This window comes from Micromonospora fluostatini, assembly GCF_050410825.1.
GTDB lineage: Bacteria > Actinomycetota > Actinomycetes > Mycobacteriales > Micromonosporaceae > Micromonospora > Micromonospora rosaria.
On sequence record NZ_CP191251.1, the window covers coordinates 4,423,927 to 4,450,825 of the forward strand.

At 73.1% G+C, this 26,899-nt stretch carries 21 protein-coding genes, 1 tRNA gene and 1 other RNA gene; 7 read left to right on the plus strand and 16 right to left on the minus strand.

The window, feature by feature from the left end; all coding sequences use genetic code 11:
* Window positions 1–806: 806 nt before the first annotated feature.
* Window positions 807–2,174, plus strand: a complete 1,368-nt coding sequence (locus ACQUFX_RS19335) for an endo-1,4-beta-xylanase (protein WP_428961771.1) — start codon at window positions 807–809, stop codon at window positions 2,172–2,174.
* 192 nt (window positions 2,175–2,366) lie between these two features.
* Here the strand turns inward: ACQUFX_RS19335 and ACQUFX_RS19340 are convergent.
* Together ACQUFX_RS19340 and ACQUFX_RS19345 are read right to left on the minus strand one after the other, a co-directional pair.
* A tRNA-Ala gene (locus ACQUFX_RS19340) sits at window positions 2,367–2,439 on the minus strand.
* Window positions 2,440–2,540: 101 nt separating this feature from the next.
* Window positions 2,541–3,131: a YqgE/AlgH family protein gene (locus ACQUFX_RS19345; protein ID WP_067362953.1), complete on the minus strand. Its 591-nt coding sequence runs from the start codon at window positions 3,129–3,131 to the stop codon at window positions 2,541–2,543.
* Between the two features lie 422 nt (window positions 3,132–3,553).
* On the opposite strand from ACQUFX_RS19345, the gene mdlC reads away from it, so the two are divergent.
* Window positions 3,554–5,149: a benzoylformate decarboxylase gene (mdlC, locus tag ACQUFX_RS19350; RefSeq protein WP_428961772.1), complete on the plus strand. Its 1,596-nt coding sequence runs from the start codon at window positions 3,554–3,556 to the stop codon at window positions 5,147–5,149.
* A 14-nt stretch (window positions 5,150–5,163) separates the two neighbouring features.
* On the opposite strand, the gene ACQUFX_RS19355 is transcribed toward mdlC, so the two are convergent.
* The 8 genes from ACQUFX_RS19355 to pruA all read right to left on the minus strand — a co-directional run bounded on the left by ACQUFX_RS19355 (window position 5,164) and on the right by pruA (window position 12,871).
* Window positions 5,164–6,171: a hypothetical protein gene (locus ACQUFX_RS19355; RefSeq protein WP_428961773.1), complete on the minus strand. Its 1,008-nt coding sequence runs from the start codon at window positions 6,169–6,171 to the stop codon at window positions 5,164–5,166.
* Between the two features lie 121 nt (window positions 6,172–6,292).
* Window positions 6,293–6,668: a transfer-messenger RNA gene (ssrA, locus tag ACQUFX_RS19360) on the minus strand.
* A 130-nt stretch (window positions 6,669–6,798) separates the two neighbouring features.
* Window positions 6,799–7,278, minus strand: a complete 480-nt coding sequence (gene smpB, locus ACQUFX_RS19365; protein WP_067363053.1) for an SsrA-binding protein SmpB — start codon at window positions 7,276–7,278, stop codon at window positions 6,799–6,801.
* Between the two features lie 145 nt (window positions 7,279–7,423).
* On the minus strand, window positions 7,424–8,299 hold the full coding sequence (gene ftsX, locus ACQUFX_RS19370; protein WP_428961774.1) for a permease-like cell division protein FtsX: 876 nt from the start codon (window positions 8,297–8,299) through the stop codon (window positions 7,424–7,426).
* Between the two features lie 67 nt (window positions 8,300–8,366).
* Entirely contained in the window at window positions 8,367–9,047 is a 681-nt protein-coding gene (gene ftsE / locus ACQUFX_RS19375) for a cell division ATP-binding protein FtsE (protein ID WP_067362944.1), read from the minus strand.
* 118 nt (window positions 9,048–9,165) lie between these two features.
* On the minus strand, window positions 9,166–10,287 hold the full coding sequence (gene prfB / locus ACQUFX_RS19380; protein WP_428961775.1) for a peptide chain release factor 2: 1,122 nt from the start codon (window positions 10,285–10,287) through the stop codon (window positions 9,166–9,168).
* A gap of 218 nt (window positions 10,288–10,505) precedes the next feature.
* Window positions 10,506–11,021, minus strand: a complete 516-nt coding sequence (locus tag ACQUFX_RS19385) for a PadR family transcriptional regulator (protein WP_428961776.1) — start codon at window positions 11,019–11,021, stop codon at window positions 10,506–10,508.
* A 221-nt stretch (window positions 11,022–11,242) separates the two neighbouring features.
* A complete protein-coding gene (gene pruA / locus ACQUFX_RS19390; protein WP_428961777.1) occupies window positions 11,243–12,871 on the minus strand; it encodes an L-glutamate gamma-semialdehyde dehydrogenase in 1,629 nt (542 codons plus the stop codon).
* Between the two features lie 314 nt (window positions 12,872–13,185).
* Here pruA and ACQUFX_RS19395 point away from each other — a divergent pair, with 314 nt between their 5' ends.
* Window positions 13,186–14,388, plus strand: a complete 1,203-nt coding sequence (locus ACQUFX_RS19395; RefSeq protein WP_428961778.1) for a hypothetical protein — start codon at window positions 13,186–13,188, stop codon at window positions 14,386–14,388.
* Window positions 14,389–14,442: 54 nt separating this feature from the next.
* Here ACQUFX_RS19395 and ACQUFX_RS19400 read toward each other — a convergent pair whose 3' ends face one another.
* Window positions 14,443–14,907: a DUF6912 family protein gene (locus ACQUFX_RS19400; protein WP_428967005.1), complete on the minus strand. Its 465-nt coding sequence runs from the start codon at window positions 14,905–14,907 to the stop codon at window positions 14,443–14,445.
* A gap of 252 nt (window positions 14,908–15,159) precedes the next feature.
* Here ACQUFX_RS19400 and ACQUFX_RS19405 point away from each other — a divergent pair, with 252 nt between their 5' ends.
* Complete coding sequence (locus ACQUFX_RS19405; RefSeq protein ID WP_211271896.1) at window positions 15,160–15,390, plus strand: helix-turn-helix domain-containing protein; 231 nt, start codon at window positions 15,160–15,162, stop codon at window positions 15,388–15,390.
* A gap of 94 nt (window positions 15,391–15,484) precedes the next feature.
* Window positions 15,485–16,087 (plus strand): Rv3235 family protein, encoded by a 603-nt coding sequence (locus ACQUFX_RS19410; protein ID WP_428961779.1) that lies wholly within the window; start codon window positions 15,485–15,487, stop codon window positions 16,085–16,087.
* A gap of 89 nt (window positions 16,088–16,176) precedes the next feature.
* Here ACQUFX_RS19410 and secA read toward each other — a convergent pair whose 3' ends face one another.
* Window positions 16,177–19,083, minus strand: coding sequence for a preprotein translocase subunit SecA (gene secA, locus ACQUFX_RS19415; protein ID WP_428961780.1), 2,907 nt, complete (start codon window positions 19,081–19,083; stop codon window positions 16,177–16,179).
* A 170-nt stretch (window positions 19,084–19,253) separates the two neighbouring features.
* Between secA and ACQUFX_RS19420 the strand changes: the two genes are divergently transcribed.
* Together ACQUFX_RS19420 and ACQUFX_RS19425 are read left to right on the plus strand one after the other, a co-directional pair.
* Complete coding sequence (locus ACQUFX_RS19420; RefSeq protein ID WP_428961781.1) at window positions 19,254–20,408, plus strand: GNAT family N-acetyltransferase; 1,155 nt, start codon at window positions 19,254–19,256, stop codon at window positions 20,406–20,408.
* Window positions 20,405–21,628 carry a GNAT family N-acetyltransferase gene (locus tag ACQUFX_RS19425; protein ID WP_428961782.1) on the plus strand — a complete coding sequence of 408 codons (1,224 nt, stop codon included), beginning with the start codon at window positions 20,405–20,407 and terminating at the stop codon, window positions 21,626–21,628. The genes ACQUFX_RS19420 and ACQUFX_RS19425 overlap by 4 nt, the downstream gene beginning before the upstream one ends.
* A 94-nt stretch (window positions 21,629–21,722) precedes the next feature.
* On the opposite strand, the gene hpf is transcribed toward ACQUFX_RS19425, so the two are convergent.
* From hpf to mtrB, 4 genes are all read right to left on the minus strand, one after another.
* Window positions 21,723–22,367 (minus strand): ribosome hibernation-promoting factor, HPF/YfiA family, encoded by a 645-nt coding sequence (gene hpf, locus ACQUFX_RS19430; protein ID WP_428961783.1) that lies wholly within the window; start codon window positions 22,365–22,367, stop codon window positions 21,723–21,725.
* Between the two features lie 251 nt (window positions 22,368–22,618).
* Window positions 22,619–23,332, minus strand: coding sequence for a ComF family protein (locus ACQUFX_RS19435; RefSeq protein ID WP_428961784.1), 714 nt, complete (start codon window positions 23,330–23,332; stop codon window positions 22,619–22,621).
* A gap of 5 nt (window positions 23,333–23,337) precedes the next feature.
* Window positions 23,338–25,143, minus strand: coding sequence for an LpqB family beta-propeller domain-containing protein (locus ACQUFX_RS19440; RefSeq protein WP_428961785.1), 1,806 nt, complete (start codon window positions 25,141–25,143; stop codon window positions 23,338–23,340).
* Window positions 25,140–26,894: an MtrAB system histidine kinase MtrB gene (mtrB, locus tag ACQUFX_RS19445; RefSeq protein WP_428961786.1), complete on the minus strand. Its 1,755-nt coding sequence runs from the start codon at window positions 26,892–26,894 to the stop codon at window positions 25,140–25,142. Before mtrB ends, ACQUFX_RS19440 begins: the two co-directional genes overlap by 4 nt.
* Between the last annotated feature and the right edge of the window lie 5 nt (window positions 26,895–26,899).

Here is a 26,899-nt window from a genome sequence, read left to right on the forward strand (position 1 = left end):
CCACGCCCCGTGCGGCACTCGTCACCGCCGCAGGCCCGGCCCGCGCTGCCGCGCCGCCCCGACCGCCGCCGCCGGCACCCCGCGCCAACTGTTACCGCGAACAACAGTGGTGCACGACTGCCAGCCACCGTACGACGCTCGACGCACCACCCGGAGACCCGGCCCGAACCGCCGGACCAGTGAGGCGTATCAGCACCTCAGAGCCGATGGCATGATCGACCCGGCACACCGGACGGTCGCCCCGGTCGACGGTCGCGACCCGCCACCCCGACGCGATCGCCGTACATCGATGGGTTGATTGTGTTAACGGTAACAGGCTAGGCTCCCGACACGGAGCGAAGGGCACGCTCCGACCCGTACGCCGACACCCCGCCGGGAGCCGGAGGCGTCGAGCGCCACCACGTCGACGGGCGGCACCACCCCGCGCCACGGGCACCCGTACCGCACCCCGCCCGGTCGCCACGGCACCCGGCCGTGGTGGTCGCCCGCCGGGAACCACGCGGACCCGTCACCGCCCGTGCCGCAGGTGCCGGCCGTCCGGGCCGGACGCCGGCGACCCACCACCGCCAGGTCGCGCCACGACCGCCAGGCCGTCCGGCGTGCCCCGAACCCACCGCCGACCGGCGGCCACCACCGGTGGCGGACGCGGCGACGGCCCCGTCCCGGCCGGTGCCGCACCACCCCGTACCGGCCGTCCCGCCACCGGGCCCGGTGCACCGCACCGGCCGTCCCCCGGCGTACCAGGCAGTCCCACCGGGTGGGCACCACACCGGTCCACCCGGCCACCACCACGAAAGGTTCCGTCCATGGACGACACGTCCACCCGCCGTCGTGGCCTGTTCCGGCCACGAAACCTGATCACCCTCGCCGCCGGCGCCGCCCTGGTCGCGACGACCCTGGTCGTCCCCGGCACCGCCAGCGCCAACACCACCCTGCGCGCCGCCGCCGCCGCGAAGGGGCGCTACTTCGGCGCCGCCACCAGCTCGTTCATGTTCTCCGACACGCAGCACGTCACGATCCTGAACCGCGAGTTCAACTCGATCGTGGCCGAGAACGAGATGAAGTGGGACGCCACCGAGCCCAACCAGAACCAGTTCACCTTCACCGGCGGCGACCGGCTCGTCGCCCACGCCCGCGCCAACGGCATGTCCGTCCGGGGGCACGCCCTGGTCTGGCACGCCCAGCAACCCCGCTGGGCGCAGAACCTCTCCGGCACCGCCCTGCGCAACGCGATGACCAACCACATCACCCGGGTCGCCACCCACTACCGGGGCCAGATCCACTCCTGGGACGTCGTCAACGAGGCGTTCGCCGACGGCGGCAGCGGCGGCCGGCGCGACTCCAACCTCCAGCGCACCGGCAACGACTGGATCGAGGTGGCGTTCCGGACCGCCCGCGCCGCCGACCCGACCGCGAAGCTCTGTTACAACGACTACAACACCGACGGCGTCAACGCGAAGTCGACCGGCATCTACAACATGGTCCGCGACTTTAAGGCCCGGGGCGTACCGATCGACTGCGTCGGCTTCCAGTCCCACCTGGGCACCGGGCTCGCCAGCGACTACCAGGCCAACCTGCAACGCTTCGCCGACCTCGGCGTCGACGTGCAGATCACCGAACTGGACGTGGCCCAGGGGTCCAGCCAGGCCGGCATCTACGAGCGGGTGACCCGGGCCTGCCTGGCGGTGGCCCGCTGCACCGGCATCACCGTCTGGGGCGTCCGGGACAGCGACTCCTGGCGGCGCGGTGAGAACCCGCTGCTCTTCGACGGCAACGGCAACAAGAAGCCGGCGTACACCGCCGTGCTCAACGCGCTGAACAGCGGCAGCGGCCCGAACCCGACCACGCCGCCGCCGACCACCACCCCGCCGCCGGCCGGGGGCGGCGCGTGCAGCGCGGCGGTGACGTTGAACTCGTGGAACGGCGGCTTCACCGCCTCGATCCGGGTCACCGCCGGCAGCACCCCGCTCACCGGGTGGACCGTCAGCGTCACCCTGCCCGGGGGCGCGGCGGTCACCAGCGCCTGGAACGCCACCAACACCGGCACCACCGGCACGGTGACCTTCCGCAACGTCAGCTACAACGGTCAACTCGGCGCCGGCGCCAGCACCGAGTTCGGTTTCCAGGGCACCGGGGTGGGCCCCACCGCCACCCCCACCTGCCGGGCCGCGTAGCCCGGGTGCCGCCCCGACCCGGCATGCCCGGGTCGGGGCGGCTCGCCCCCACCGTCGGCACGGACCGTGGACGGAGAGCCGGACGGCCGGACAGTCGGGCCGTTCCATCAGCCAGCGCACCAGGCGCCCGGTCGACCACGAAAAACAGGCACCAGTCGATGACTGATGCCTGTCCACCTACGCTCTGCTAGGTGGAGCCGAGGGGACTCGAACCCCTGACCCCCACACTGCCAGTGTGGTGCGCTACCAGCTGCGCCACGGCCCCTTGCTGCTGTCCCGGTCGCCCGGGCACTGGCGAAACTATACACATGTCGGCCGCCCCGGTCACATCGCGGGGTCCCCGCCCGGCGGCCTCCGGCGGGTGGGTCAGTTCAACGTCACGTCCGGCGGGAAGTGGGCGACGGCGGCCATCATTCCGCCCTGCCGGCGCAGCACCATCGGCCAGAGATCGTCGGGCCGGTCGACGAAGGCGTCCCCGGGCAGGGCGTCCAGCACGAACCAGGAGCCCTCCTCGATCTCCTGTTCGAGCTGGCCGGCGCCCCAGCCGGAGTAGCCGGCGAAGACCCGGATGCCGGTGACGTTCTCCCGCAGTTTCTCCGGGTCCACCGACAGGTCGACCGTGCCGACCGCGCCGGAGACCTGGTGGAAGCCGCGCAGCCGGCGTACCGGGTGGCGCAGGCGGGCCAGGCAGATCGCCGAGTCGGGTTGCACCGGGCCGCCCTCGAAGAGCACCGCCGGATGTCGGGCCAGGTCGCTCCAGTCGCCGAGCACGTCGGCGACCGGCACCTCGGTGGCCCGGTTGAGCACCACGCCGAGCGCCCCGCCCGCCTCGTGCGCGACGAGCAGCACCACCGTACGGTCGAAGTTCGGGTCCTTGAGCGCGGGAGTCGCGACCAGCAGGCGGCCGGTCATCGACTCCATCGAACGACCGCCGATCGCCTGTCCCTCTCCCTGCATGTCAACCATCCGCCAACCGCACCGCGGCGCGACGGCCCCCGCATCGGTGGTCGCGCCCGGCCGTCCCGGGCCGCAACCGTGTCCGCCACGCCGGGGGCACACCGCCCGCCCGGACCGTCCGCGCTGTCACCGCCATGCCTGGCACCATAGCCTGCGCCTGCGGTGCTGGCTAAGGTCTGACCGGCAGGTGATCGACACACATCAGGGGTTACCCGGACGGGTCCGGCGGCGCGAGCAGGGCGGATCGTCGACGCCGCCCACGCCCCGTCCCCGACGACGTCACCCAGCAGGTACCGGAGCCGCCCGTCAGGGTGCCGCCGGCCGGCTCCCGTTCCCCCTCGCCCGAGCAAATCACCCCGTTCACGAGAGTTGTCCGGATAGATTCGGCGAAGGGGGTGTCGCAGACGAGAGGTGGGGTGACGATGGCCACAGTCCGCGACGCCACCTACGACCTGCTCCGCAGCCTCGGCCTGACCACCCTGTTCGGCAACCCCGGCTCCACCGAGGAACCGTTCCTCCAGGACTTCCCCGCCGACTTCCACTACGTCCTCGCCCTCCAGGAGGCCTCCGCGGTGGCGATGGCCGACGGGTACGCCCAGGCCACCGGCCGCCCCGCGCACGTCAACCTGCACACCGCCCCCGGTACCGGCAACGGGATGGGCAACCTGGTCACCGCCTGGCACAACCGCACCCCCCTGATCGTCACCGCCGGCCAGCAGAGCCGGCGGATGCTGCTCCTGGAGCCCCGGCTGGCCAGCCCGAACGCCACCGACCTGGCCCGGCCGTACGTGAAGTGGAGTCACGAGCCGGTCCGCGCCCAGGACATCCCGGCGGCCCTGATGCGGGCGTACGCCACCGCCGTGCAGCCGCCCACCGGACCGGTCTTCCTCTCCCTGCCGATGGACGACTGGGAGCAGCCCGCCGACCCACCCCCGCAGGTCCGTACGGTCGCCACCCGGTACGCCCCCGACCCCCGGCGGCTGCGCGACTTCGCCGACCTCGTGGCGGCCAGCCGTACCCCGGCCCTGGTGCTCGGGGCGGCGGTGGACCGCGCGCGGGCCTGGCCGGCGGCGGTGGCGCTGGCGGAGAAACTGCACGCCCCGGTCTGGTCCGCCCCGGCCCCGGAGCGGGCCAGCTTCCCCGAGGACCACCCGTACTTCCGGGGAGTCCTGCCGTACGCCATCGCACCCCTCGCCGAGACGCTGCGCGGCCACGACACGGTGCTGGTGGTCGGCGCGCCGGTGTTCCGCTACTACCCGCACCTGCCGGGTGACCACCTGCCGGACGGGGCCCGGCTGCTGCACGTCACCGACGACCCGGACGAGGCCGCCCGCGCCCCGGTCGGCGACAGCCTGCTCGGCGACCCGCGGCTGACCCTCGCCGCGCTGGTGGACCTGCTACCGGTCGCGGCCCGCCCGGAGCCGCCGCCCCGGCCGACCCCCGACCCGCCGCAGGCCGGCACCCCGCTCACCGCCGACGCGCTCTTCGCCGCGCTCGCCCGGCACTGGCCGGCCGACGGGGTACTGGTCCAGGAGTCACCGTCCAACCTGGCCGCGCTGCGCCGACGCCTGTGGATCCGGCGACCGGCGTCCTACTTCACCATGGCCAGCGGCGGGCTCGGCTTCGGGCTGCCGGCGGCCGTCGGGATCGCCCTGGCCGAGCGGGACACCGGCCGCCGCCGGCCGGTGGTGGCGGTGATCGGCGACGGCTCGTTCCACTACTCGGTCCAGGCGCTCTGGACCGCCGCCCGGCTCCGGCTCCCGCTGGTCGTCGTGGTCCCGGTCAACCAGCAGTACGCCATCCTGAAGTCGTTCGCCGCACTCAAGGACACCCCGGGGGTACCCGGGCTGGACCTGCCCGGGGTGGACCTCACCGCGCTGGCCCGGGGGTACGGCTGCGCCGCCACCGTGGCCACCACCCCGGACGACCTCGGCGACGCCCTCGCCGCCGGCCTGCTGGCCGACGGCCCGACCGTGCTGCCGGTCCCGATCAGCACCGAGATCCCCCCGATCCTCTGACCGGCCGGCACGGCTCAGGGGGTGTGCAGCCGGACCGGTGCGCCGGTGAGCGCGTCGAGCACCGTCCGGTTGCCGAGCGGGGCCCGGAGGGTGACCGAGACCGGTTCGAGGTGGAGTTGCTCGGTGCAGACGTCCGTGGAGCGGACCACCCCGCCGCCGAGCACCACCAGGTCGTCCCGTTCCCACACCAGCGGGGTGATGTCGGTGTCGCAGGCGCCCAGGCCGAGCCGCAGGTCGATCCGGTCGCCGGCCACCGCGTCGAGCCCGACGGCGCCGACCAGCCCCTCCGGGGCCGGCGACGAGGGCGGGGTCGCATCGGGCACCGCGTCGACCGCCTCCGGGGCGACCGCGAGCCGGGCCACCCGCGCGTCCAGTTCCGCCACGGTGAACAGCCAGGCCGGCACCTGTGCCACCCCCCGGCTGGTGCGCACCGGGGCCGTACCCAGCGCCACCTCGGTCACCGTCAACGACACGCACGCCCTCGGGGCCTGGCTCTGGACCGGGTCGTCCGGACCGGGCGGCACGACCGGCCCGCCCTTACGGGGCTCCGGCACCCCGCCACCGGGCTCCGGCGGGCAGGACGGCGGGTCACCCTGGTCGAGGTGGCGGTACGCGTCCGCCGCGCTGACCAGCGGCACCGAGCGGGTACCGGCCGGGAAGCGGATCACCCCGTCGGGCGGCCGGGCGGTGGGCAGGTCGACCCGCACCCGGTACCACCCCGAGCGGTACGCCTGCTCCGTCTGCGGGGTGAACGCCGGATCGCCGACCAGCACCGTCGGCTCCTGCAACGGGACGTACCCGGAGGTCCAGGTCGGACCGGGCCGCCAGGCGTCGGCGACCTGCGCGGCGCGCTGCTCGAACGCGGCGCGCCGCCCCTCCGTACCGCCGCCCGGTCCACTCTGCGGCGTCCCGACGCTCGCCGCGTCAGGCGGGCCGCCGTGACCCGCGCCCTCCGTACCCGCCGGCCCACAACCCACGACCAGCACCAGCGGCAACCCCAGCAGACCGACGACTCGACGCATACCCCTCCGACGCCCACCCGCCCCCACCGGTTCCCCCACCCCCTGCCCCGCCTCCCTCGGGGCGGGCGGGATGGGGTGGAGACAGCAGTGCGCCCCGGTCCGGGGACCGGGGCGCACTGGGTGGTGGAGGTGCCGGGAATCGAACCCGGGTCCTTCGCCGCCTTGTCAGGGCTTCTCCGAGCGCAGCTCGCTGTGCCTCTACTCGGCCCCTCCGATCACGCGAGCGAGTCGGTGTGACGGGCCCAGTCGCTGATTGATCTCGCCGCACGGACCCCGCGACCGGGTCCGATTGGCCAGCCTTCTAGCTGATGCCGGCTAACTGGGTCGAAGGCGCTCCCAGGCCGACAGACTCACTACTCGCCTCAGGCGGCGAGAGCGAAGTCAGCGCGATTTTGCTTGGCGCTTATTGTTTTCCGACGACCGATTCACGAGACGACGTCGGCTTCCTCGGCTCGCTTCCCCTGCCGCAACGCACGAAGTCGAAACCAGTCACCCCCTCGACGGCTGCCCCTGTGGCAGCACACCAAGCCTAACGCCTCGCGCAACGGCTTTCATCCCCGAGCCCCCCGATCGACGTGGGCACCCGAAACCGGACACCTGGCCGCAGAGAGGGGTAGATCGGGCAAACTACTCGTGCATCCCCTTGCCGCGCCGGCCGGCGGCCCGGGCGATCTCCCGGTCCGCGTCCCGCTTGGCGAGGTCCTGCCGCTTGTCGTACGACTTCTTGCCCTTGGCCAGGGCGATCTCGACCTTGGCCCAGCCGTCGGAGAAGTAGACCTGCAACGGCACCATGGTCAGGCCGCCCTCGCGGGTCTTGCCGATCAGCCGGTCGATCTCCAGCCGCTTGAGCAGCAGCTTGCGGGTCCGCCGGGGCTCGTGGTTGGTCCAGGTGCCCTGGGTGTACTCCGGGATGTGCATCCCGTGCAGGTACAGCTCGCCGTTGCGCTCCTGGGCGAACGCGTCCACCAGCGAGGCGCGGCCGGCCCGCAGCGACTTGACCTCGGTGCCGGTCAACGCCATCCCCGCCTCGTACGTGTCGAGGATGCTGTAGTCGTGCCGTGCCTTCTTGTTGGAGGCGACGACCGTGCGCCCCTTCTCCCGTGGCATCGGCGCCACCCCCTTCCGGCTCCCGCCCACGACCGTCCGGCCGTCGGGCGGAGATCATGCTACCCGAACGGGAACGACCCTCCCGCGCCGTTTTGTTCCCGGCGCGGGAGGGTCGTTCCAGGGGTACGCAGGCTCCGACCGGTAGCTAGACCCGCAGGTAGAAGCGGAGGGTGACCCAGGCGGTGACCGCGCTGACCAGCGCGCCCACGCCCGCCATGATCGGGAAGGTCAGGAAGATCTCGCCCCAGCTCACCGGCGAGAAGAGCCCCTGGAGGGTGCTCAGCGCCCCGTCGAAGAGGAACACCTTCAACCCGACCAGGGCACCGAGGCCGAGGATCGAACCGACCAGCCCGGCGACGACCGCCTCCAGCACGAACGGCGCCTGGATGAACCAGTTCGAGGCACCGACCAGCTTCATGACGGCCACCTCACGCCGCTTGCTGTACGCCGCGACCTGGATGGTGTTCGCGACCAGCAGGAGGGCGGCGATCGCCATAGCGATGGCGGCCACCAGGGCCACGTTCTGCCCGGCGGTGAAGAGGTTGAAGATCTTGTCGAGGACCCGGCTCTGGTCGACGATCTGGTCCACGCCGTCGACGCTCTGGTACTGCTCGTTGATCTGCCGGTACTGCTCCGGGTCGACCAGTCGCAGCCGGAACGACTCCGGGAGCTGCTCCGGCTTGACCGCGCTCACCAGGTCGGGGGCGTCCTGGTACATGTCCTTGAACCGCTCGTACGCCTCGGTCTTGTCGACGTAGATGACCTCGCGGATCAGCGGGTCGGAGCGGAGCTGGCCGTCCAACGCGGTCCGCTGCTCCTCGGCCACCTCCGGCTCCAGGAAGATCGAGACCTCGACGTTCTCGAAGTACAGGTTCTTCATGTCGGCGACCTTGTTGTAGACCAGGCCGCTGACGCCGAGCATGGTCAACGACACCGCCATCGTGATGATCATCGCGATGGTCATGGTCACGTTGCGCCACAGTCCGACCAGCACCTCGGACAGGACGTATTTCACGCGCATCGGGGGTTCCTCCGGGTCTCCGGCATGAGGTGTTCGTCAGGGTGTACGGCAGGGGCGGAGGTCCGGCTCACCCGTAGACGCCGCGGGCCTGGTCGCGCACGATCCGGCCGCTCTCGATCTCGATCACCCGGCGCCGCATCTGGTTCACGATGTTGGAGTCGTGCGTGACCATCACGACGGTCGTGCCGGTGCGGTTGATCCGGTCCAGCAGGCGCATGATCTCGATGGACGTGTCCGGATCGAGGTTACCGGTCGGCTCGTCGGCCAGCAGGATCAACGGGCGGTTGACGAACGCCCGCGCGACGGCGACACGCTGCTGCTCACCACCGGAGAGCTCGTGGGGGTACCGGTGCTCCTTGCCGCCGAGCCCGACCAGTTCCAGCACCTCCGGCACGACCCGGCGGGCGACCGCCTTGGTCTTGCCGATGACCTCCAGGGCGAACGCGACGTTCTCGTACGCCGTGCGGTTCGGCAGCAGCCGGAAGTCCTGGAAGACGCAGCCGATGGAGCGCCGGAAGTGCGGACGCTTCCAGGACCGCAGCGAGGTGACGTCCTTGCTGTTGACGATGACCTTCCCCTTGTTGGGGGTGACCTCGTGCAGCAGCATCTTGATGATCGTGGACTTACCGGAGCCCGAGGGGCCGATGAAGAAGACGAACTCGCCCTTCTCGATCGAGACGGACACGTTGTCGAGCGAAGGCCGGGACGCCTTCGGGTACGTCTTCGTCACTTGCTCAAGCTGAATCACGGGTGGTGAGTCTACGCCGTGTAATCGGAACGCCAAGTGCTACGCCCCGGTGATGCGAGGCGCGTCATCCAAATAGCCCGTCAGCAGGAGATCGACGGAGCGCAGCGCCCGCGCCCGGTCACGCGCTGTCGCCGGCGAGCTGCCGCTGCTTGCGCCACCGGATACCGGCTTCGATGAAGTCGTCCAGCTCCCCGTCGAAGACCGAGCTGGGATTGCCCGTCTCCTGCTCGGTACGCAGATCCTTCACCATCTGATACGGGTGCAGGACGTACGAGCGCATCTGGTCGCCCCAGGAGCCGGCGGCGTCGGTCTTCAGACCCTCCAGCTTGGCCTGTTCCTCCTGGCGCTTGCGCTCCAGCAGCCGGGCCTGGAGCACCCGCAGGGCGGACGCCTTGTTCTGGAGCTGGGACTTCTCGTTCTGGCAGGTGACCACGATGCCGGTCGGGATGTGGGTGATCCGCACCGCCGAGTCGGTGGTGTTGACCGACTGGCCCCCCGGCCCCGAGGAGCGGTACACGTCGACCCGCATCTCGTTCTCGGGGATGTCGACCTGGTCGGTCTGCTCGACGACCGGGAGCACCTCCACCCCGGCGAAGCTGGTCTGCCGCCGCCCCTGGTTGTCGAAGGGGCTGATCCGGACCAGCCGGTGCGTGCCCGACTCGACACTGAGCGTGCCGTAGGCGTACGGCACCTTGACCGTGAAGGTGGCCGACTTCAGGCCCGCCTCCTCCGCGTACGAGGTCTCGTAGACCTCGGTCGGGTAGCCGTGCCGCTCGGCCCAGCGCAGGTACATCCGCAGCAGCATCTCGGCGAAGTCGGCCGCGTCCACGCCGCCGGCACCCGCCCGGATGGCGACCAGCGCCTCCCGCGAGTCGTACTCGCCGGAGAGCAGGGTGCGGACCTCCATCTCCTGGATGGCCTTGGTCAACCCGACGACCTCGGACTCGACCTCACCGAGCGCCCCGGCGTCGCCCTCCGCCTCGGCCAGCTCCAGCAGCACGTGCGCGTCGTCGAGCCGGGAGCGCAGGCTGCCCAGCTTGCTGATCTCACCGTTGACGTACGACAGCTGGGAGGTCACCTGCTGTGCCCGGGCCTGGTCGTCCCAGAGGTCCGGCGCGGAGGCCTCCTGCTCCAGACGGGCCTTGTCCTCCCGCAACCGGTCGAGGTTGAGCACGGCCTCGATGTTGCGCAGGGTCGCGTCGAGTTCCTTGAGCTTTTCGGCGTAATCGGCAGCGGTCACGACAGACAAGCGTACTGCTCGGGCGAGGAGTGAGCGTGCGAGCCCCGCAGTCCCGAGCCAAAATCGGCCCAGCTCGGGCGAGGAGTGAGCGTGCGAGCCCCGCAGTCCCGAGCCAAAATCGGCCCAGCTCGGGCGAGGAGTGAGCGTGCGAGCCCCGCAGGCCGAGCCGAAAAGGCCCCAGCTCGGGGGTCGGTGGCCCGCGCGGCGGCCCGGCCGGGTCAGCTGACCGGGGCGCTCTTCAGCCAGGAGAGGGCGGCCTTGTGGTAGGCGACGGCGAACTCCAGCGCGCTGGCGTCGTACGTCTCGCCTTCCTTCTTGGCGTTCTTCACCTGCTCCCGGACCGCCGCCAGCGCCTCGGTGTGGTACTCGTTGGCGGTGGCGTAGAGGTTGCGGAGCTGGTTGGCCGAGTGCAGGTCGGCGAAGGCGATCCGCAGCGCCACCGGGTTCCGGATGGTGTCCTTCCCGGGGTTCTCCGCCAGCCACCGCGAGAATGTCCGTTTCCCGGCGGCGGTGATCGCGTACGGCTGGCTCATCCGGGGACCGGGCTTGCCCAGGCGTACGAAACCCCGCTCCGCCAGCACCGGCAATTCGCGGTAGACCTGACTGCGCGTCATCGACCAGTACGGCGCCAGTCGGCGCTCGGCGGCGGCCATCAGTTGGCCGCCTGTCATGGGGCCCGCATGGAGCAGCCCGAGCAGAGCTGCCGCCGTGGGGTTGACTCCGGATTCCGCCATGCCCCTTACGCTGCCACTTTGCCGTCCCGGCGTCCAGGATTTCACTATTTCGCCACTCGTGGAGACTTCCTATGTGCACTGTCGGCGGCGGACAGTTCCGCTGTCGGGTGCACCAGATCACACCCGGTGACCCCGGCAGGTCACGTCCGTCCTGGCCGGAACCGGCCGCCGGGTGCCCCGGCGTCACCCGGACCGGTGACGCCGGGGCCCGGTCGACCGGTTCAGCCCATGTGCGGGTACCGGTGGTCGGTCGGCGGGACGAAGGTCTCCTTGATGGTCCGGGGGGACATCCAGCGGACCAGGTTGTGCCAGGAGCCGGCCTTGTCGTTGGTGCCGCTGGCCCGCGCCCCGCCGAACGGCTGCTGCCCGACCACCGCCCCGGTGGGCTTGTCGTTGACGTAGAAGTTGCCGGCCGCGTACCGCATCCGCTCGGCGACGGCGTCGACCACCCGGCGGTCGGTGGCGAAGATCGACCCGGTCAGCGCGTACGGCGCGATCGACTCGGCCTGGGCGACCACCTCGTCGAAGCGGGCGTCGTCGAAGACGTGCACGCCGAGGATGGGACCGAAGTACTCGGTGGTGAACGTCTCGTGCGCGGGGTCGGCGCACTCGAACAGGGTCGGCCGGACGAACCACCCGACCGAGTCGTCGGCGGTCCCGCCGGCCAGCACGGTGCAGGCGTCGTCGCCGTTGATCAGCTCCAGCGCGGCGGTGTGCCGGGAGAACGCCTTGGCGTCGATCACCGCGCCGCCGAAGTTGCCGAAGTCGGTGACGTCGCCGTACGTCAGCGCGTCGGCGCTGGCGGCCAGCCGGTCGCGCAGCCCACCCTCCCACAGGGACCGGGGGACGTACGCCCGGGAGGCCGCCGAGCACTTCTGCCCCTGGTACTCGTAGGCGCCCCGGAGCAGGGCGGTGTGCAGGGCGTCCGGGTCGGCGCTGGCGTGCGCGACCACGAAGTCCTTGCCGCCGGTCTCACCGACCAGCCGGGGGTAGCCCCGGTATCCCGCGATGTTCTCGCCGACCGTCCGCCACAGGTGCTGGAAGACCTTCGTGGACCCGGTGAAGTGGATGCCGGCGAGGTCCGGGTCGGCGAGGGCCACCTCGGAGACCTCCTCACCCCGGCCGGTGACCATGTTGATCACACCGGGCGGGAGGCCGGCCGCCTCGAACAGCCGCATGGTGAAGTGGGCCGCGAACTGCTGGGTCGGCGACGGCTTCCAGACCACGGTGTTGCCGAGCAGGGCCGGAGCCGAGGGGAGGTTGCCGGCGATCGCGGTGAAGTTGAACGGCGTGATCGCGTAGACGAAGCCCTCCAGCGGGCGGTGGTCGAACCGGTTCCACACGCCGGCCGAGGAGAGCGGCTGCTCCTCCAGCAGACGCCGGGCGAAGTGCACGTTGAACCGGAGGAAGTCGATCAGCTCACAGGCCGCGTCGATCTCGGCCTGGACCACGGTCTTCGACTGGCCGAGCATGGTCGCCGCGTTGAGGGTGTCCCGCCAGGGCCCGGCGAGCAGTTCGGCGGCGCGCAGGAAGACCGCCGCCCGCTCCTCGAAGGGCAGCGCCCGCCACGCCGGGGCGGCCTCCTTGGCGGCCCCGACCGCCGCGCGGGCGTCGTCGTGGGTGGCGTGCCCGGTGACCCCGAGCACGTGCGCGTGCCGGTGCGGCTGGACCACGTCGATCGGGTCGCCTCCGGCCATCCGCCGCTCGCCGGCGATCGTCATCGGCAGGTCGATCCGCTCGGCGGCCAACTCGACCAGCCGCTGCTGGAGCCGTTCCCGGTCGGCACTACCCGGCTCGTAGGTGCGGACCGGCTCGTTGTGGGGCTCGGGTACCTGGAAGACGGCGTCCATCACGGCTCCTGATGGTCTCGGCAGCGGTGGCGAAAACGGCCCTGCGGGCGGACCGGCCGGGTGGCCGGACGCCGACGCCGCCCACGGGGTGTACCGGACGCGGCGGCAGGACCTGCGGCGATTCTGTCACGCGTACCGGGGCCGCCGAGTGCTCCGGGACGGGCGCCGGGCCGCCGCCGCGCCCCGGTGCGGCGGCGGCCCGGCGGACCGGCACCGCACCGGGGGTCGGGACGGGGCGCGTATCCTGGGTGGCCGGTGACCCGCCCGGACCCGGAGTCGTGCCCGGGGCCGGGACGCCCGTCGAAGGGGAGACGATGAGCAACGATCCCGGCAGCGCCACCACCGCGGACCAGGCGACCGCCGGCCCGTCGGCGGCGGACGGGAGCGCCCCGCCCCGGACGAGCGCGAAGTCCGTCCCGAGCGCGCAGTCCGCCCCGAGCGACGGGACCGCGACCGGCGACGAGACCGCCACCGGCGCGGACCCGGCGGCGAGCGGGGAGCCCGGCACCGACGCGGACACCGGGGCGGCCGGGGAGAACGACCCGGCCGACGCCGCCGGGGCCGGGCGCGGCCCGGTGCCGGCGCCGGGCGCGGCGGTGCTCGCGGTGCTGGCCGCCGGCTGGCTGGCCGCGATGCTCTGGTCGACCCGGGCCGCGATCACCTCGGCCGAGGCCGGCATCACCGCGATCAGCCTCTCGGCGTTCGCGCTGCCCGGTGTCATCTCGGCGGCGCTGGTCGCCGGGGCCGGGATCGCCCTCGCGGCGGTGAACCTGCTCGCCCGGCGGGGCTTCGACCACGCCACCCCGCGCTTCGTCGCGGCGATCGTGACCGGCCTGCTGGTGGGTGCCGGCACGGCGGTGGCGATCAACCTGACCTACAGCGACACCGCGACGACCAACGTCATCGCCGGTACGGCCGCCGCCGCGGCCACCATCGGCGGTGCGGTGGCCGGGGTCCGCAACACGGCGGCGGCCGGCGCGGTCGTGATGTCGACGCTCGGCGTACTGATCTTCGTGGTCGCGTTCAGTCGGGCCCGGGACCCGCTCTTCTCCGCCTTCGGTGGCGAGGGCGGGCAGGAGGCGCTGGTCAGCGCGGCCAAGTGGGTGTCGCGGACCGAGTCGCTGCTCGCCGGGGTCCTCGCCGGTCTGCTGGCGTTCGGCTACCTGACCTGGTCGCTGCGGCGGGCCCGCCGGCGGAACCCGGCGACCCCGGCACCGCGCTGGCCGGCGTACCTGGTCGCCGGGGCGGGGCCCGGGCTGTCCCTGCTGCTCGCCGAGGTGATCATCCGGATCGGCGGCCGCTCCCTGCTCGACCTGGCCAGTGCGCTGAGCGAGGCGGACGCGGTGGCCCAGACCTCCCTCGGCACCTCCCGCGTCGACAACGGGATCTGGGTGCTCTTCGTCGGCGCGCTGGCCGCGCTGATCGCCTTCGGCCGGGCCCTAGGGCCGGCCCCGGCCGACGAGGACGAGCCGGTGGAGGCCGTCGCCCGGCCCGGGAGGGCGACCCGCCAGGCGTGAACCCCACCGGGCCCACGCCGACCGGCGTGACCGGTGGGTGCGCGGCGGGGCCGGTCAGGTCGCCGCGTGCAGCAGCAGATCCAGCTCGCTGACGGCGTACCACTCCAGTTCGTGGTCCTCGGTGCCGTCGACGGTGAACTGGGCGTCCGGGTCGCCGGCCAGCGCCGCGGTGACCACCTCGGCGGCGGCGGTGACGTCGGTGACCGCCTCGGCCCCGTCCACGTGCAACGCGGCGACCGCGCTCACCGGGACCGGACCGGTGAGCCGGACGAGGCTGGAGCCCAGCTCGGTGTCGCCCCGGCCGACGGCCCCCGCCGGCAGGTCCACCGAGACGACGACCCGGCGGCGGGGCGCGGTCGGGTCGTCGTGCAGCAACGGCAGCGCGTCCTGGGCGGCCCGGGTGAAGGCGACGTACTCCAGTTCCTCCTCGTCGCCCTCGGCGTACCACTCGCGCAGCGCCGGGGTGACCGCGTGCGCCTCGGTCACGGCCAGCCCCTCGCTGCGCAGCGTCGTCAGCATCGGCACGGTCGCCGGCACGTACACCCGGATCAGCTCGTCGCCCACCGGTCGCCTCCCGCTGTCTCCCTGGGGCCGACGGGCCGCCGGTCCCGAGCGCCGATCATGCCGTACGCCCAGACCGTCATACACCCCGGCGGGGCCCCTAGGGCCGTTCCCGGCCACGTGTCCTGCGGATTCCCGGCCGCGCAGCGGACTGCCGGTGTCAGTCGTCGGTGGCAAACTGAACCAAACGTACGCCAACCCCGGGAGTTTCTGGTGGAGCCGAGGTTCCTCCTGCTCTCCGACGTGGCCGCCGAGCTGAACGTGTCGGATTCGCAGGTGTACCACATGGTGCGCAGCGGGGAGCTGCCCGCGATCAAGATCGGTGGCCGTGGTCAGTGGCGGGTCGAGCGGGCCCGCCTGGAGGAGTACATCCAGCTCAAGTACGCCGAGACGGCCGCCTGGGTACGGGACAACCCACTGACCGAGCGTGACGCCGAGTAGCCACCCCGACCCGGACGGCCATTGACGACAAGTGCCGATGTCCTCGACACTGGACATCCATCGGAGGCAAACGAAGGCAAACGAAGGGTTTGAGATGGTCGACATTCGTCGCCCCGGCTCGACGCGCCCCCCGGTCCGGTTACGGCCCGTCCCCCCGCTCGACCCGCCCTTCACCGAGGACCCCACGGATCTGTGGCCCCGCCCGTCGAGCGCCCAACTCGCGCTCGACCTCTTCACGACCCTCCCCCGGGAGCCGGGGCGCCCCGCCGGCCGCCGCCACGAGCCCCGGCCCACCCCGACCCGACCGGGCGGACGCGCGCCGGCCGCGCCGGCCGCCGGGGCCGGCGGCACGACCAGCCCGGAGGCCGGGCGCGCCGCGCACCGCTTCGTCACCATGTGCGTGGAGATCCTCAACGGCTACCGCCCGCCGGGGCAGTTACGGCCCCTGGCCGCCCCGGGCCGGGCCGCCGAACTGGCCGAGCAGTTGGCCCGGGGCGCCGCCCGCTGCGGACCGGTACGCCGCCGGTCGACCCGGCCGGCGGTGCGGCTGCGCCGGATCCGGGTGTGTCAGCCGCAGGAGGCCGCCGTGGAGGTCGCCGCCGTCCTCGGCACCACCGCCGGGCGGAGCTGGGCCATGGCGCTGCGCCTGGAGCAGCAGCGCGGCCGGTGGCTCTGCACCGCGTTGCAGGTGCTCTGACGACGGGCGGACGCCCTGCCCGCGCACGGAGACGCCCCGGGGCACCCACCGAGTCGGTGGGTGCCCCGGGGCGTCAGCGGGTCGCCGGCTCAGGCGCCGCCGTTGGGGGCGCCGTGGCAGCGCTTGTACTTGCGGCCGGAGCCGCACGGGCAGGGCGCGTTGCGGGAGGGGTTGTTGGCCGACTCCGCCTGCCCCGGGTCGGCCCGGCGGGCGACGTTCGAGGCGACGGCGGGACCACGCAGCCCGCTCGCCGGGCGGCGCTGGTTGCCGCCGGCCGGCCCGGCGGGGCTGGCCGACCGGCCGATGCCCAGCGCCGGCGCCTGCTCCTCGGGCCGCTCGACGGCCACCGCGCCCGCGCCGGCCTCACCGTCGATGGTCGGGGCGGAGTACTGCAGGCCCTGCTGGCGGGGAGCCTGCTGGAGACCCTTGGCCTTGATCTCCACCGGCTTGTCCAGGAGCTTGACCTCCTCGGCCGCCGGCTCCGGCTCGTTGACCTGGACCTCCAGGTTGTAGAGGAAGCCGACCGTCTCCTCCTTGATGCCGTCCATCATGGTGGCGAACATGTCGAAGCCCTCGCGCTGGTACTCCACCACCGGGTCACGCTGGGCGTACGCCCGCAGGCTGATGCCCTCCTGGAGGTAGTCCATCTCGTAGAGGTGCTCACGCCACTTACGGTCGATGACCTGGAGCAGCACCATCCGTTCGAGCTGGCGGGTGCCCTCCTCGCCGAGCTGCTCCTCGCGCCGGTCGTACGCGGCGTTCGCGTCCTCCTTGAGCCGGGCCACGAGGAAGTCCTGGTCGAGGCCGGACCGCTCGCCGCCGACCTCCTCCGTCAGCTCGTCGATGGTGACGCCGACCGGGTAGAGCTGCCGGAGGTTGGTCCAGAGCTGCTCCAGGTCCCAGTCCTCGGCGTACCCGTCGGCGGTGGCCCCCACCACGTACGCCTCGACCGTTTCGTTGATCATGTTGCGGACCTGGTCGGAGAGGTCCTCACCGTTGAGCACCCGCAGCCGCTCGGCGTAGACCACCTGGCGCTGCTTGTTCATGACCTCGTCGTACTTGAGGACGTTCTTGCGGATCTCGGCGTTCTGGCCCTCGATCTGGGCCTGGGCGCCCTTGATCTGACGGGTGACCATCTTCGACTCGATGGGCACGTCCTCGGGGATGTTGAAGCGCTCCATCACCGCCTCGACCGCCCCGGCCCGGAACCGCTTCATCAGGTCGTCCTGGAGCGAGAGGTAGAAGCGCGACTCACCCGGGTCGCCCTGCCGGCCGGCCCGACCACGCAGCTGGTTGTCGATCCGGCGGGACTCGTGCCGCTCGGTGCCCAGCACGTACAGGCCACCGGCGGCGGCGACCTCCTCCGCCTCGGTGTCGCAGGCCTGCTTCCAGGTGGGCAGGACCTCCTCCATCGCCTTGGCGTACTCCTCCTCGTGCTCGACCGGGTCCAGGCCGCGCTGGCGCAGGTCGTTGGCGGCGAGGAACTCGGGGTTACCGCCGAGGAGGATGTCCGTACCACGGCCGGCCATGTTGGTGGCGACGGTGACCGCGCCCTTGCGCCCGGCCTGGGCGACGATCTCCGCCTCCCGGGCGTGGAACTTGGCGTTCAGCACCGAGTGCGGGATGCCCCGGCGGCGCAGCAGGGTGGACAGGACCTCGGAGTTCTCCACCGAGACCGTGCCGACCAGCACCGGCTGACCCATCGCGTGCCGCTCGGCGATGTCCTCGATGACCGCGTTGAACTTGGCCTTCTCGGTCTTGTAGATCACGTCGGCCCGGTCCTCGCGGACCATCGGGCGGTGCGTGGGGATGGTCACCACGCCGACCTTGTAGACCTTGTTGAACTCGCCCGCCTCGGTCTGGGCGGTACCGGTCATGCCGGAGAGCTTGTTGTAGAGGCGGAAGTAGTTCTGGAGGGTGATGGTGGCCAGGGTCTGGTTCTCCTGCTTGATCTCCACCCCCTCCTTGGCCTCGATCGCCTGGTGCATGCCCTCGTTGTACCGGCGGCCGTGCAGGATACGACCGGTGAACTCGTCGACGATCAGGACCTCGCCCTCGTTGACGATGTAGTCCTTGTCCCGCTTGTAGAGCTCCTTGGCCTTGATGGCGTTGTTCAGGTAGCCGACCAGCGGGGTGTTCACCGACTCGTAGAGGTTGTCGATGCCGAGCCGGTCCTCGACCTTGGCCACGCCGCGCTCGGTGACCGCGATGGTGCGCTTGGAGAAGTCGACCTCGTAGTCGCCCTCGCCGTCCTTGCCGGGCTGGAGCCGGGCCACCACGGCGGCGAACTCGCCGTACCAGCGGGCGGAGTGCTCCGCCGGGCCGGAGATGATCAGCGGGGTCCGGGCCTCGTCGATCAGGATCGAGTCGACCTCGTCGACCACGGCGAAGTTGTGGCCGCGCTGGACCAGCTCCTCCTTCGACCAGGCCATGTTGTCGCGCAGGTAGTCGAAGCCGAACTCGTTGTTGGTGCCGTACGTGATGTCGCACTCGTACGCGGCCCGGTGCTCGCTGGACGGCCGGTTGGGCAGCACCACGCCGACGGTGAGGCCGAGGAACTGGTGCACCCGGCCCATCCACGCCGCGTCCCGCTGGGCGAGGTAGTCGTTGACGGTGACCACGTGCACGCCGTCGCCGGAGAGCGCGTTGAGGTAGACCGGCATGACCGAGGTCAGGGTCTTGCCCTCACCGGTCTTCATCTCGGCGATGTTGCCGAAGTGCAGCGCCGCGCCGCCCATCACCTGGACGTCGTACGGGCGCTGGCCGAGCACCCGGGCGGCTGCCTCCCGACACACGGCGAACGCCTCGGGTAGCAGGTCGTCGAGGGTCTCCCCGTCGGCGAGCCGTTCCCGGAACTGGTCGGTCATGCCGCGCAGCTCCTCGTCGGAGAGGTCGACGTAGTCGTCCTCGATCGAGTTGACGGCGTTCGCGATCGCCTTGAGCCGGCGGACCATACGGCCCTCCCCGGCGCGGAGGACCTTTTCCAGAATCGACACGGATCAACGCTCCCCTAGACAGTCTCGACCCATCGTAGGCGCTCCGAGGGGGTGATGGTCACTGGTGGCGGCCCTCCGAGTCCCGGAAACCGACATAATTCACGTTGACGCGGGGCGCTGACCCGGTTATCCGGTTACGCCCAGGGCGAACGTCCGGCACGATGGCTCCGATGGAGGCTGCCGAGATCGTCGAGGACGGTCTGCTGCTGCGCCCCTGGCGGGCGACGGACGCGGACGCGGTGCACCGCGCCTGCCAGGACCCGGACGTCCGGCGCTGGACCGGCGTCCCCCGCCCGTACCGGCGGGCGGACGCGGTCCGGTTCGTCACCGCCCTGGCCCCGGCGACCTGGGCCGACGGCAGCGGCGCGCCGTTCGCGGTCTGCGACGCGGCCACCGGCGACCTCCTCGGCTCCTGCGGGGTGGTCTCCGTCGACCGGACCGTGCGCTCCGGCGAGGTGGGCTACTGGACCGCGCCCTGGGCCCGGGGTCGGGGTGTCGCCGTCCGGGCGCTGCGGGCCCTGGCCCGGTGGGCGTTCGGGGCCCTGGAGCTGCGCCGGTTGATCTGGCAGGCCGAGGTGGGCAACCACGCCTCCCGGCTGGTCGCGCTCCGGGCCGGGTTCCGGGTCGAGGGGCAGCTCCGGCTGGCCGCCCCGCGCCCGGAGGGCACCGGCGACGGGTGGATCGGCTCGCTGCTCCCCGACGAGGTGCCCGCCCCCGGCGCACCCGGACCGGCCGGTCCGGGCACCCTGCCGGCCCGGCGGGCCGCCGTCTTCGGCCGGGAGCAACCCACCCTCTTCGCCACCGTCGGCGCCGTCGAGCTGCGGCTGCGCCCGATGGAGGTCCGCGACCTGGACGCCCTGGTCACCACCTGCCAGGACCCGGAGACCATCCGGTGGACCACCGTCCCCGACCCGTACCAGCGCGCCGACGCCGACTCGTTCCTGCGGCTGACCCGGGCCGGGTGGGCGGCCGGGACCAGCGCGCACTTCGTCACCGCCGACCCGGACGACGCGTACGCCGGCTCGATCGACCTGCGGCTGGACCGGGCCGACCCGCTCCTGGCCGACGTGGGGTTCATGACCGCGCCGCACGCCCGGGGCCGGGGGTACCTGCCCGCCGCGCTCACCGCGCTGGCCACCTGGGGGTTCACCACCCTGGGGCTGGCCCGCGTCGAGTGGCGGGCGGTGGTCGGCAACACCGCCTCCCGGCGGGCCGCCGAGAAGGCCGGCTTCGTCGCCGAGGGCACCGCCCGGGGCGGGCTGAACCACCGGGGTCGACGGGTCGACTGCTGGGTGGCCGCCCTGCTCCCCGGCGACCTCGGATGAACCCGCCGCCCGCCGACCGCCCGCCGCCCGCCGCCGCACCGACGCCCGACGCCGCACCGGTGACCCCGTCCGGCGGCGGCCGGCGGGGCGGGGACGGCGGGCCCGCCGCCGTCGAGGGGGCCGGGCTGCGGCTGCGGGATCTCCGGCCGGACGACGTCGCCGACCTGGTCGCGGCCGGCGACGACCCGCTGGCCCGGTGGTTCCTGCCCGACCTGCCCGCCCCGGACAGCGAGGCGCACGCCCGGTGGTGGATCGCCGAGGGCCTGCCAGGGCTGCGGGCCGCCGGCGGGGCCGCGTACGCCGTCGCCGACAGCGGCACCGACCGGCTGCTCGGCGGTGTGGCGCTGGGCAACCCGGTGCCGCGGCGCCGGCAGGCCGAGATCGGGTGCTGGGTGCGGCCCGGGGCCCGCCGCCGGGGTGTCGCCACCACGGCCACCCGGCTGCTGGCCGGGCACGCCTTCGCCACCGGCACGGTCCGCCTGGAACTGCTCACCGCCGCCGACGACCCGGCCAGCCAGCGGGTCGCGCTGGCCGCCGGCTTCCGGCCCGAGGGGGTACGCCGCGACGCCACCGCGACGCCCGACGGCGGGCGGCAGGACCTGCTGGCCTTCGTCCGGCTCGCCGGCGACCCGGACGGGCCGGTCCGGCGGCTCCTGCCCGACCTGCCCGCCGGCCGGCTCACCGACGGCGTGGTCACCCTGCGCCGGCTCGCCCCCGGCGACGCCGACGAGATGTACGCCCTGCACAGCCGGCCGGAGGTGGTGGCGAACCAGGCGCCACCGGTACCACCGGAACGGGACGTGATCGCCCTGCGCTGCCGGCTGGCGGAGAGCCAGTGGCTGACCGGGCCGGCGGCCCGGCTGGCGATCCTCGACGCCGCGACCGACCGGTTCGCCGGTAGTTGCGGGCTGGTCTACGCCGAGCCCGGCACCGGCCAGGCCAGCATCGGGTACGCGCTGGTGCCCGAGTTCCGGGGCCGGGGCCTGGCCACCCGGGCGGTCCGGCTCCTCGCCGGCTGGGCGTTCGGCCCGGTCGGGGTGGCCCGGCTGGCCGCCGGGACGGTCCCCGACAACACCGCGTCGCACCGGGTGCTGCAACGGGTCGGCTTCCACCGGGAGGCGCTGCTGCGCGGACGGCTGCCCGGCCTGGCCGGCGCCCGCCTCGACGATCTCACCTTCGCCCTGCTCCCGACGGACCTGACCGACGACCCGCCGGGCTGATCGGCGCTCGGCCGCAGGTGACCGGCCTCCGGCCGGCCGGGACGTCGCGGCGAGTGCTGCGTCGCGCCACCCGCGACGTCCCGGGCCGGGCCGGTCAGGTGTCGAGCGAGATGATGCCGTAGTCGTAGGCGTGCCGCCGGTAGACGACGCTCGGGCGGCCGGACTCCTTGTCCTGGAAGAGATAGAAGTCGTGCCCGACCAGTTCCATCTGGAACAGGGCGTCGTCGATGGTCATCGGTTCGGCCGGGTGCACCTTCTCCCGGGCGATGTGCCAGGGCTGGTCGTCGTACTCGTACTCCGGCTCGTCGTCGCGCTCGGCGACCGCGGTGGCCGAGCCGTTGCGGGCGGCGACCGCGGCGCTCAGCGGCGTGTCGGAGTCCGCCACCGGCAGACCCGCGGTGGCGGCGGCGACGGAGAGCGGGGCGTGCCGGCCCCGGTGGACCCGCCGCCGGTCGGCCGCCCGGCGCAGCCGGGTGTCCAACTTGGCGATGGCGGCGTCCAGCGCGCTGTAGAAGTCGTTGGTGCAGGCCTCGGCGCGGATCACCGGCCCCCGGGAGACGCAGGTGATCTCGATCCGCTGGCAGTGGTCGGCCTGCCGGGGATTGCGCTCGTGGAACAGCTCGACATCGACGCGGATCAGCTTGTGATCGTACCGTTCGATCTTGGCGAGCTTCTCGGCGACGTGCACCCGGTAGTGGTCCGGCACTTCGACGTTACGGCCCTTGACAACGATGTCCATGTGACCTCCTCGTACGGACGGTCGTTCGATCCGGAATCCGGTCGCCCCGCCCACGGGAGTCGCTCCGCTCGGGCGCCAACCGGTTGAATACGGGCTACGCCTCCTTTCACCGCCAGGGGCGGTGTGGACACCTCTACCCTGGACCACCAAACGCTAACTCCGATTCCCGCGGCAGTCACCCCCAGTTGTCGGTGTCGCCCCATGCTTTTCACACCTCGTACACCTTCGGGTGAAACAGGAAACACGGACGGTCACGAGCCCTGTCGTTTCCGGGTCGCCGCGAGCACCGCCACCGTGGCCGGGGCGAGACCGGCGGCGTCGAGGGTGCGGCTGACCGCCGCCAGGGTGGCCCCGGTGGTGACGATGTCGTCGAGCAGCACCACCGTCCGCCCCGCCGCGCCGCCGGTGGCCGCGAACGGGCCCGAGCGCAGGCGGAACGCCGCCTCGGCCGCGCGGGCCCGGCCCGCGCTGTCCAGCGTCACCGAGTCCGGCCGGGGCAGCGCCCGCACCGGCCGCAGCACCCGGACCGGCCAGCCCGCCGCCCGGAGCCGGGCCGCCGCGTGCCGGGTCAACCGGCCCAGGTGGTCGCCGTACCGGGCGCGGGCCGCCGCGGCGGTGTCCGGCACCCCGACCAGCAGCACCGGCCGGACCGGGCCCACCGCCACCGCCACCACCTCGGCGAGCAGCGCCCCCAACGGCCGGGCCAGCCCGTGCCGGCCCCGTTCCTTGTACGCCAGCAACGCCTCCCGCAGCACCCCGTCGTACGGGCCCAGGGCGACGCAGGGCGGCAGACCGGGCGGGGCCGGGGTGGGCCGTACCGGGCGGGGCCGCAACGCCCGCAGCACGCCGGCACAGTCGACGCAGACGCCCTGCCGCAGCGTCGCTCCCCGCCGTCGGCACCCGGCGCACTCGGCCGGCAGCACCAGATCGCCGAGATCCGCCCAGAGCCGCCCGAGATCCGGCACGACGGTCAGTGGAAGAAGAACGGCGCGGTCGGGTTGCCCTGCCGCCCGGTGCCCGGCTGCGGGGTGAGCAGCACCTGCTCCTGCTTGATCCGCTCGTACGGGTTGCTGCGGTAGGCCACCCCGTTCGCCTCGTACATCAGGGTGCCGATGGAGATGGAGACGACCGGGTTGACCGGGTACGCCGCGAGGTGGGTCACCCGGGCGCCGACGTCGCTGTTGAGCGGCGTCTCCAGGGCCCCGTCGACGCTGGTCTGGTGCACCGCCGGCCGACCACCCGACCCCGCCACGACCAGCGTGTTCTCCCCCGACCAGTCGACCGCCGACAGGTCGGTCAACGAGACCGCCACCCGCCGGGCCGGGCCCAGCCCGACCTGCCCGCCGTCCAGGTTGACCGCGGCCACGTAGAGCGCGCCACCGGCGATCACCGCGACCCGGTGCCCGTCCAGGGCGGCGGCCACCGCCGTCACCGGCCCCTCGGCGTTGAGCAGCGGCACCGGCTCCATCTGCGCGTCGGCCCCGAAGCGGTACAGCCCGCCGTCCGCCACCACCAGCCCGTACGGCCGGTGCGGCTCGGCCGAGCGCAGCCAGGCCGGCCGCCCGACGGTGTCGAACGGGACGCCGGTGGCGGCGATCCGGACCGGGTCGGGGCCGCTGCCGACGCCGAGCCGCTGGCGGCCGTCGCTGCCGGCGAGCGCCACGGCGGCGAGGACCCGGTTCCCGGCGCGGGCCAGCGCCGCCGACAGCACCTGCTGGCTGGCGGTGGTCACCACCGGCACCGTGCCGCTGGGTTCACCGGCGAAGGCGAGCGGCTGGATCGTCCCCTCGTAGACGCAGAACCGCTGCGGGCTGTCGCTGATCGGGTAGGCCGGGTTGGCGATGCGGTGCTCGCGGAGGCTGTCGATCACCCGGCGGCTCTGGTTGCGGCTCTTCAGCTCCAGCGAGCCCTGCAACTCCGGCAACGACCAGGCCAACTGGGTGGCGAGCTGGTCCAGGCGCTGGTCGTTCTCGCCCGGCATCTCCAGGTTGACCTCCCACCGGCCGTCCGACTCGGTGGCGTTGTTGATCAGGTTGGTGCCGTCGGGCAGCCGGCTCACCCCGGGGCCGAGCCAGTCCGACGGGCCGGCGGTCAGCCACCGCACCACGTCGGTCACCCGTCGCTCGGCGGGCACGGAGAGCGGAAGGTACCGCTGGTCGGGCACCAGCCGGGTCCGCGCCGAGTTCCAGAAGTAGATCGCCTCGGCCTGGTAGAACTCGCGCAGCGCGGAGTCGCTGAGCAGCAGCACGTTCGGCGGGTTCCGGACGTACAGCCCGTTGCTCTCCTCCCGCTCCCCGGTGTTCAGTTCGAAGCGGTACTCGGTCTCGGTCGCCACCGGCGGCACCAGCGTGCCGTTGGCGCGCAGCAGGCCGATCTGCTGGACCACGAGCCGGACCTTGGTGCTCTCCACGTCCGCGGTGATCACCGGCTCGTCCCGCAGGCGCACCACGGTCAGGCCGATCTCACTGCCCTGCTTCTCCTGGAGGCGGTCCCGCTCCATCGGGTCGATGAACTGCTTGACCCGCTGGTACGCCCGGTCCGGCTCGCCGGCCGCGGCGGAGAGGAAGTTCCGGACGAAGGCGTCCGGGTCGGTGCCGGCGGCGGTCCGGTTCGGTGGCTCCGCGCTGCGCAGGCTCGACGAGCCGGCCACCACCGACGGACCGCGCTCGTCCACCTGGACCTCGGACTCGTTCGGGATACCGCAGCCGGACGGCCCGGTCACCAGCAGCGTCCCGACGAGCAGCACGGCCACCGCCCGCCCGACCCGCGCGATCACGACGACACCTCGGCGCGGTCGACGGGCGCCGGGCCGATCGCCAGCGCGCCGTCCGGACCCGGGCCGATCGCCAGGGGGCCGCCGCCGTCGCGGGACCCACCGAACGGGAGCGTGGCGTCGGCGGGCACCAGCCGCAGCGGCGAGGTGGTGAGCCGGTCGCCGGCCCGCGCCGGCAGGGTGAGCCGGAACTGGGCGCCCTGGCCGGGAGCGCCCCACGCCTCCAGCCAGCCGCCGTGCAGCCGGGCGTCCTCCACGCTGATCGACAGCCCCAGGCCCGTCCCGCCGGTCTGCCGGGCCCGGGAGGGGTCGGCCCGCCAGAACCGGTTGAAGACCAGCTTCTCCTCACCCGGCTTGAGCCCCACGCCGTGGTCCCGGACGGTGATCGCCACCGTGGTCTGGTCGATGCCCAGGGTGATCAGCACCGGCCGGCCCTCCCCGTGCTCGACGGCGTTGCCGACCAGGTTGCGCAGCACCCGGTCGACCCGGCGCGGGTCGACCTCGGCGATGACCGGGGTGCTCGGCAGGTCCAGCTCGATGGTCACCCCGGCCCTCTCGGCCAGGCCGGCCAGCCGGTCGGCCACCCGGTGCACCATCGGGACCAGGTCGGTCGGCTCGGCGTCCAGCATCGCGAAGCCGGCGTCGAAGCGGCTGATCTCCAGCAGGTCGGTGAGCAACTCCTCGAACCGGTCCAGCTCGGCCTGGAGCAGTTCGGCGCTGCGGGCCACCGCCGGGTCGAACTCGTCGCGCTCGGCGAAGATCAGGTCGGCGGCCATCCGGACCGTGGTCAGCGGGGTCCGCAGCTCGTGGGAGACGTCCGAGGTGAACCGCCGTTGCAACCGGGACATCTCCTCCAGGCGCAGGATCTGCCGCTGGAGGTTGGTCGCCATCTGGTTGAACGAGGCGGCGAGCAGCGCCAGGTCGTCCTCGCCGTTGACCACCATCCGCTGGTCGAGCAGGCCGGCGGAGAGCCGTTGGGCGGTCCGGGCGGCCACCCGGACCGGACTCACCACCAGCCGGGTGACCAGGGCGGCGAGCAGGCCGAGCAGGAGCACCAGGGCGACCCCGGTGGCGACCACGGTCGCCCGGGCGTCGGCGGCGGTGGCGTCCTGCCGGTCCAGCGGGACGAGGTAGTAGAGCTCCAGCTGACCGAACTTGGTCGGCACCGGCGAGCCGTAGACCAGGTACTTGCTGCGCTGGTCGGTGAGCCGGCCGGTGCGGATCTGGTGGGCGACGTTGCCGTCGGCGACCGCGTCGCGCAGCTCCTTGCTGATCAGCGGCCGGTACGCCACGTCGGAGGAGCTGCGCGGCTCGATGATGCCGGTGTAGCGGTCGGCGGTGAGCGCGACCACCACCCCGTTGGTCTGCTGCGGGTCCCCGCCGGCCAGGTAGTTGACCGTGCCCTCGATGGTCTCCTGGAGCTGCGCCTCCTGCGGGGTGCTGTAGAAGCTGAGCTGCTTGGCGGAGTACTCCCGGCCGTTCTGCAACCGGAGCAGGACGTCGGTCTTGGCGTTCTCCAGCAGGATGCTGGTGATCTTGTCGGCGATCAGGTACGCGAACCCGCCGACGAGCAGGCTGGAGACCACGAGCGTGATGGTGACCACCCGGACCTGCAACGACCGCCGCCAGGTCCGGTGCACCCGGCCGGCCAGGTGGGCGAAGCGCCCGCTGAGGCCGTGCCACAACTCCCGCACGGCGCCACGCCGGCGGGGGGAGGACGGGGAGGGCCCGGTGACGGCCGGGGAGGTGGTCACAGTGC

Bases quoted from the DNA above. Each gene is read 5' to 3' on its own strand.
- ftsX (WP_428961774.1), bottom strand. From the start codon at position 8,299: ATGCGCGTGAAATACGTCCTGTCCGAGGTGCTGGTCGGACTGTGGCGC.
- pruA (WP_428961777.1), bottom strand. From the start codon at position 12,871: ATGGACGCCGTCTTCCAGGTACCCGAGCCCCACAACGAGCCGGTCCGC.
- ACQUFX_RS19355 (WP_428961773.1), bottom strand. From the start codon at position 6,171: ATGCGTCGAGTCGTCGGTCTGCTGGGGTTGCCGCTGGTGCTGGTCGTG.
- hpf (WP_428961783.1), bottom strand. From the start codon at position 22,367: ATGGACATCGTTGTCAAGGGCCGTAACGTCGAAGTGCCGGACCACTAC.
- smpB (WP_067363053.1), bottom strand. From the start codon at position 7,278: ATGCCACGGGAGAAGGGGCGCACGGTCGTCGCCTCCAACAAGAAGGCA.
- ACQUFX_RS19335 (WP_428961771.1), top strand. From the start codon at position 807: ATGGACGACACGTCCACCCGCCGTCGTGGCCTGTTCCGGCCACGAAAC.
- ACQUFX_RS19345 (WP_067362953.1), bottom strand. From the start codon at position 3,131: ATGCAGGGAGAGGGACAGGCGATCGGCGGTCGTTCGATGGAGTCGATG.
- ACQUFX_RS19410 (WP_428961779.1), top strand. From the start codon at position 15,485: ATGGTCGACATTCGTCGCCCCGGCTCGACGCGCCCCCCGGTCCGGTTA.
- ACQUFX_RS19425 (WP_428961782.1), top strand. From the start codon at position 20,405: ATGAACCCGCCGCCCGCCGACCGCCCGCCGCCCGCCGCCGCACCGACG.
- ACQUFX_RS19400 (WP_428967005.1), bottom strand. From the start codon at position 14,907: ATGCTGACGACGCTGCGCAGCGAGGGGCTGGCCGTGACCGAGGCGCAC.
- ACQUFX_RS19385 (WP_428961776.1), bottom strand. From the start codon at position 11,021: ATGGCGGAATCCGGAGTCAACCCCACGGCGGCAGCTCTGCTCGGGCTG.
- ACQUFX_RS19395 (WP_428961778.1), top strand. From the start codon at position 13,186: ATGAGCAACGATCCCGGCAGCGCCACCACCGCGGACCAGGCGACCGCC.
- ACQUFX_RS19420 (WP_428961781.1), top strand. From the start codon at position 19,254: ATGGAGGCTGCCGAGATCGTCGAGGACGGTCTGCTGCTGCGCCCCTGG.
- mdlC (WP_428961772.1), top strand. From the start codon at position 3,554: ATGGCCACAGTCCGCGACGCCACCTACGACCTGCTCCGCAGCCTCGGC.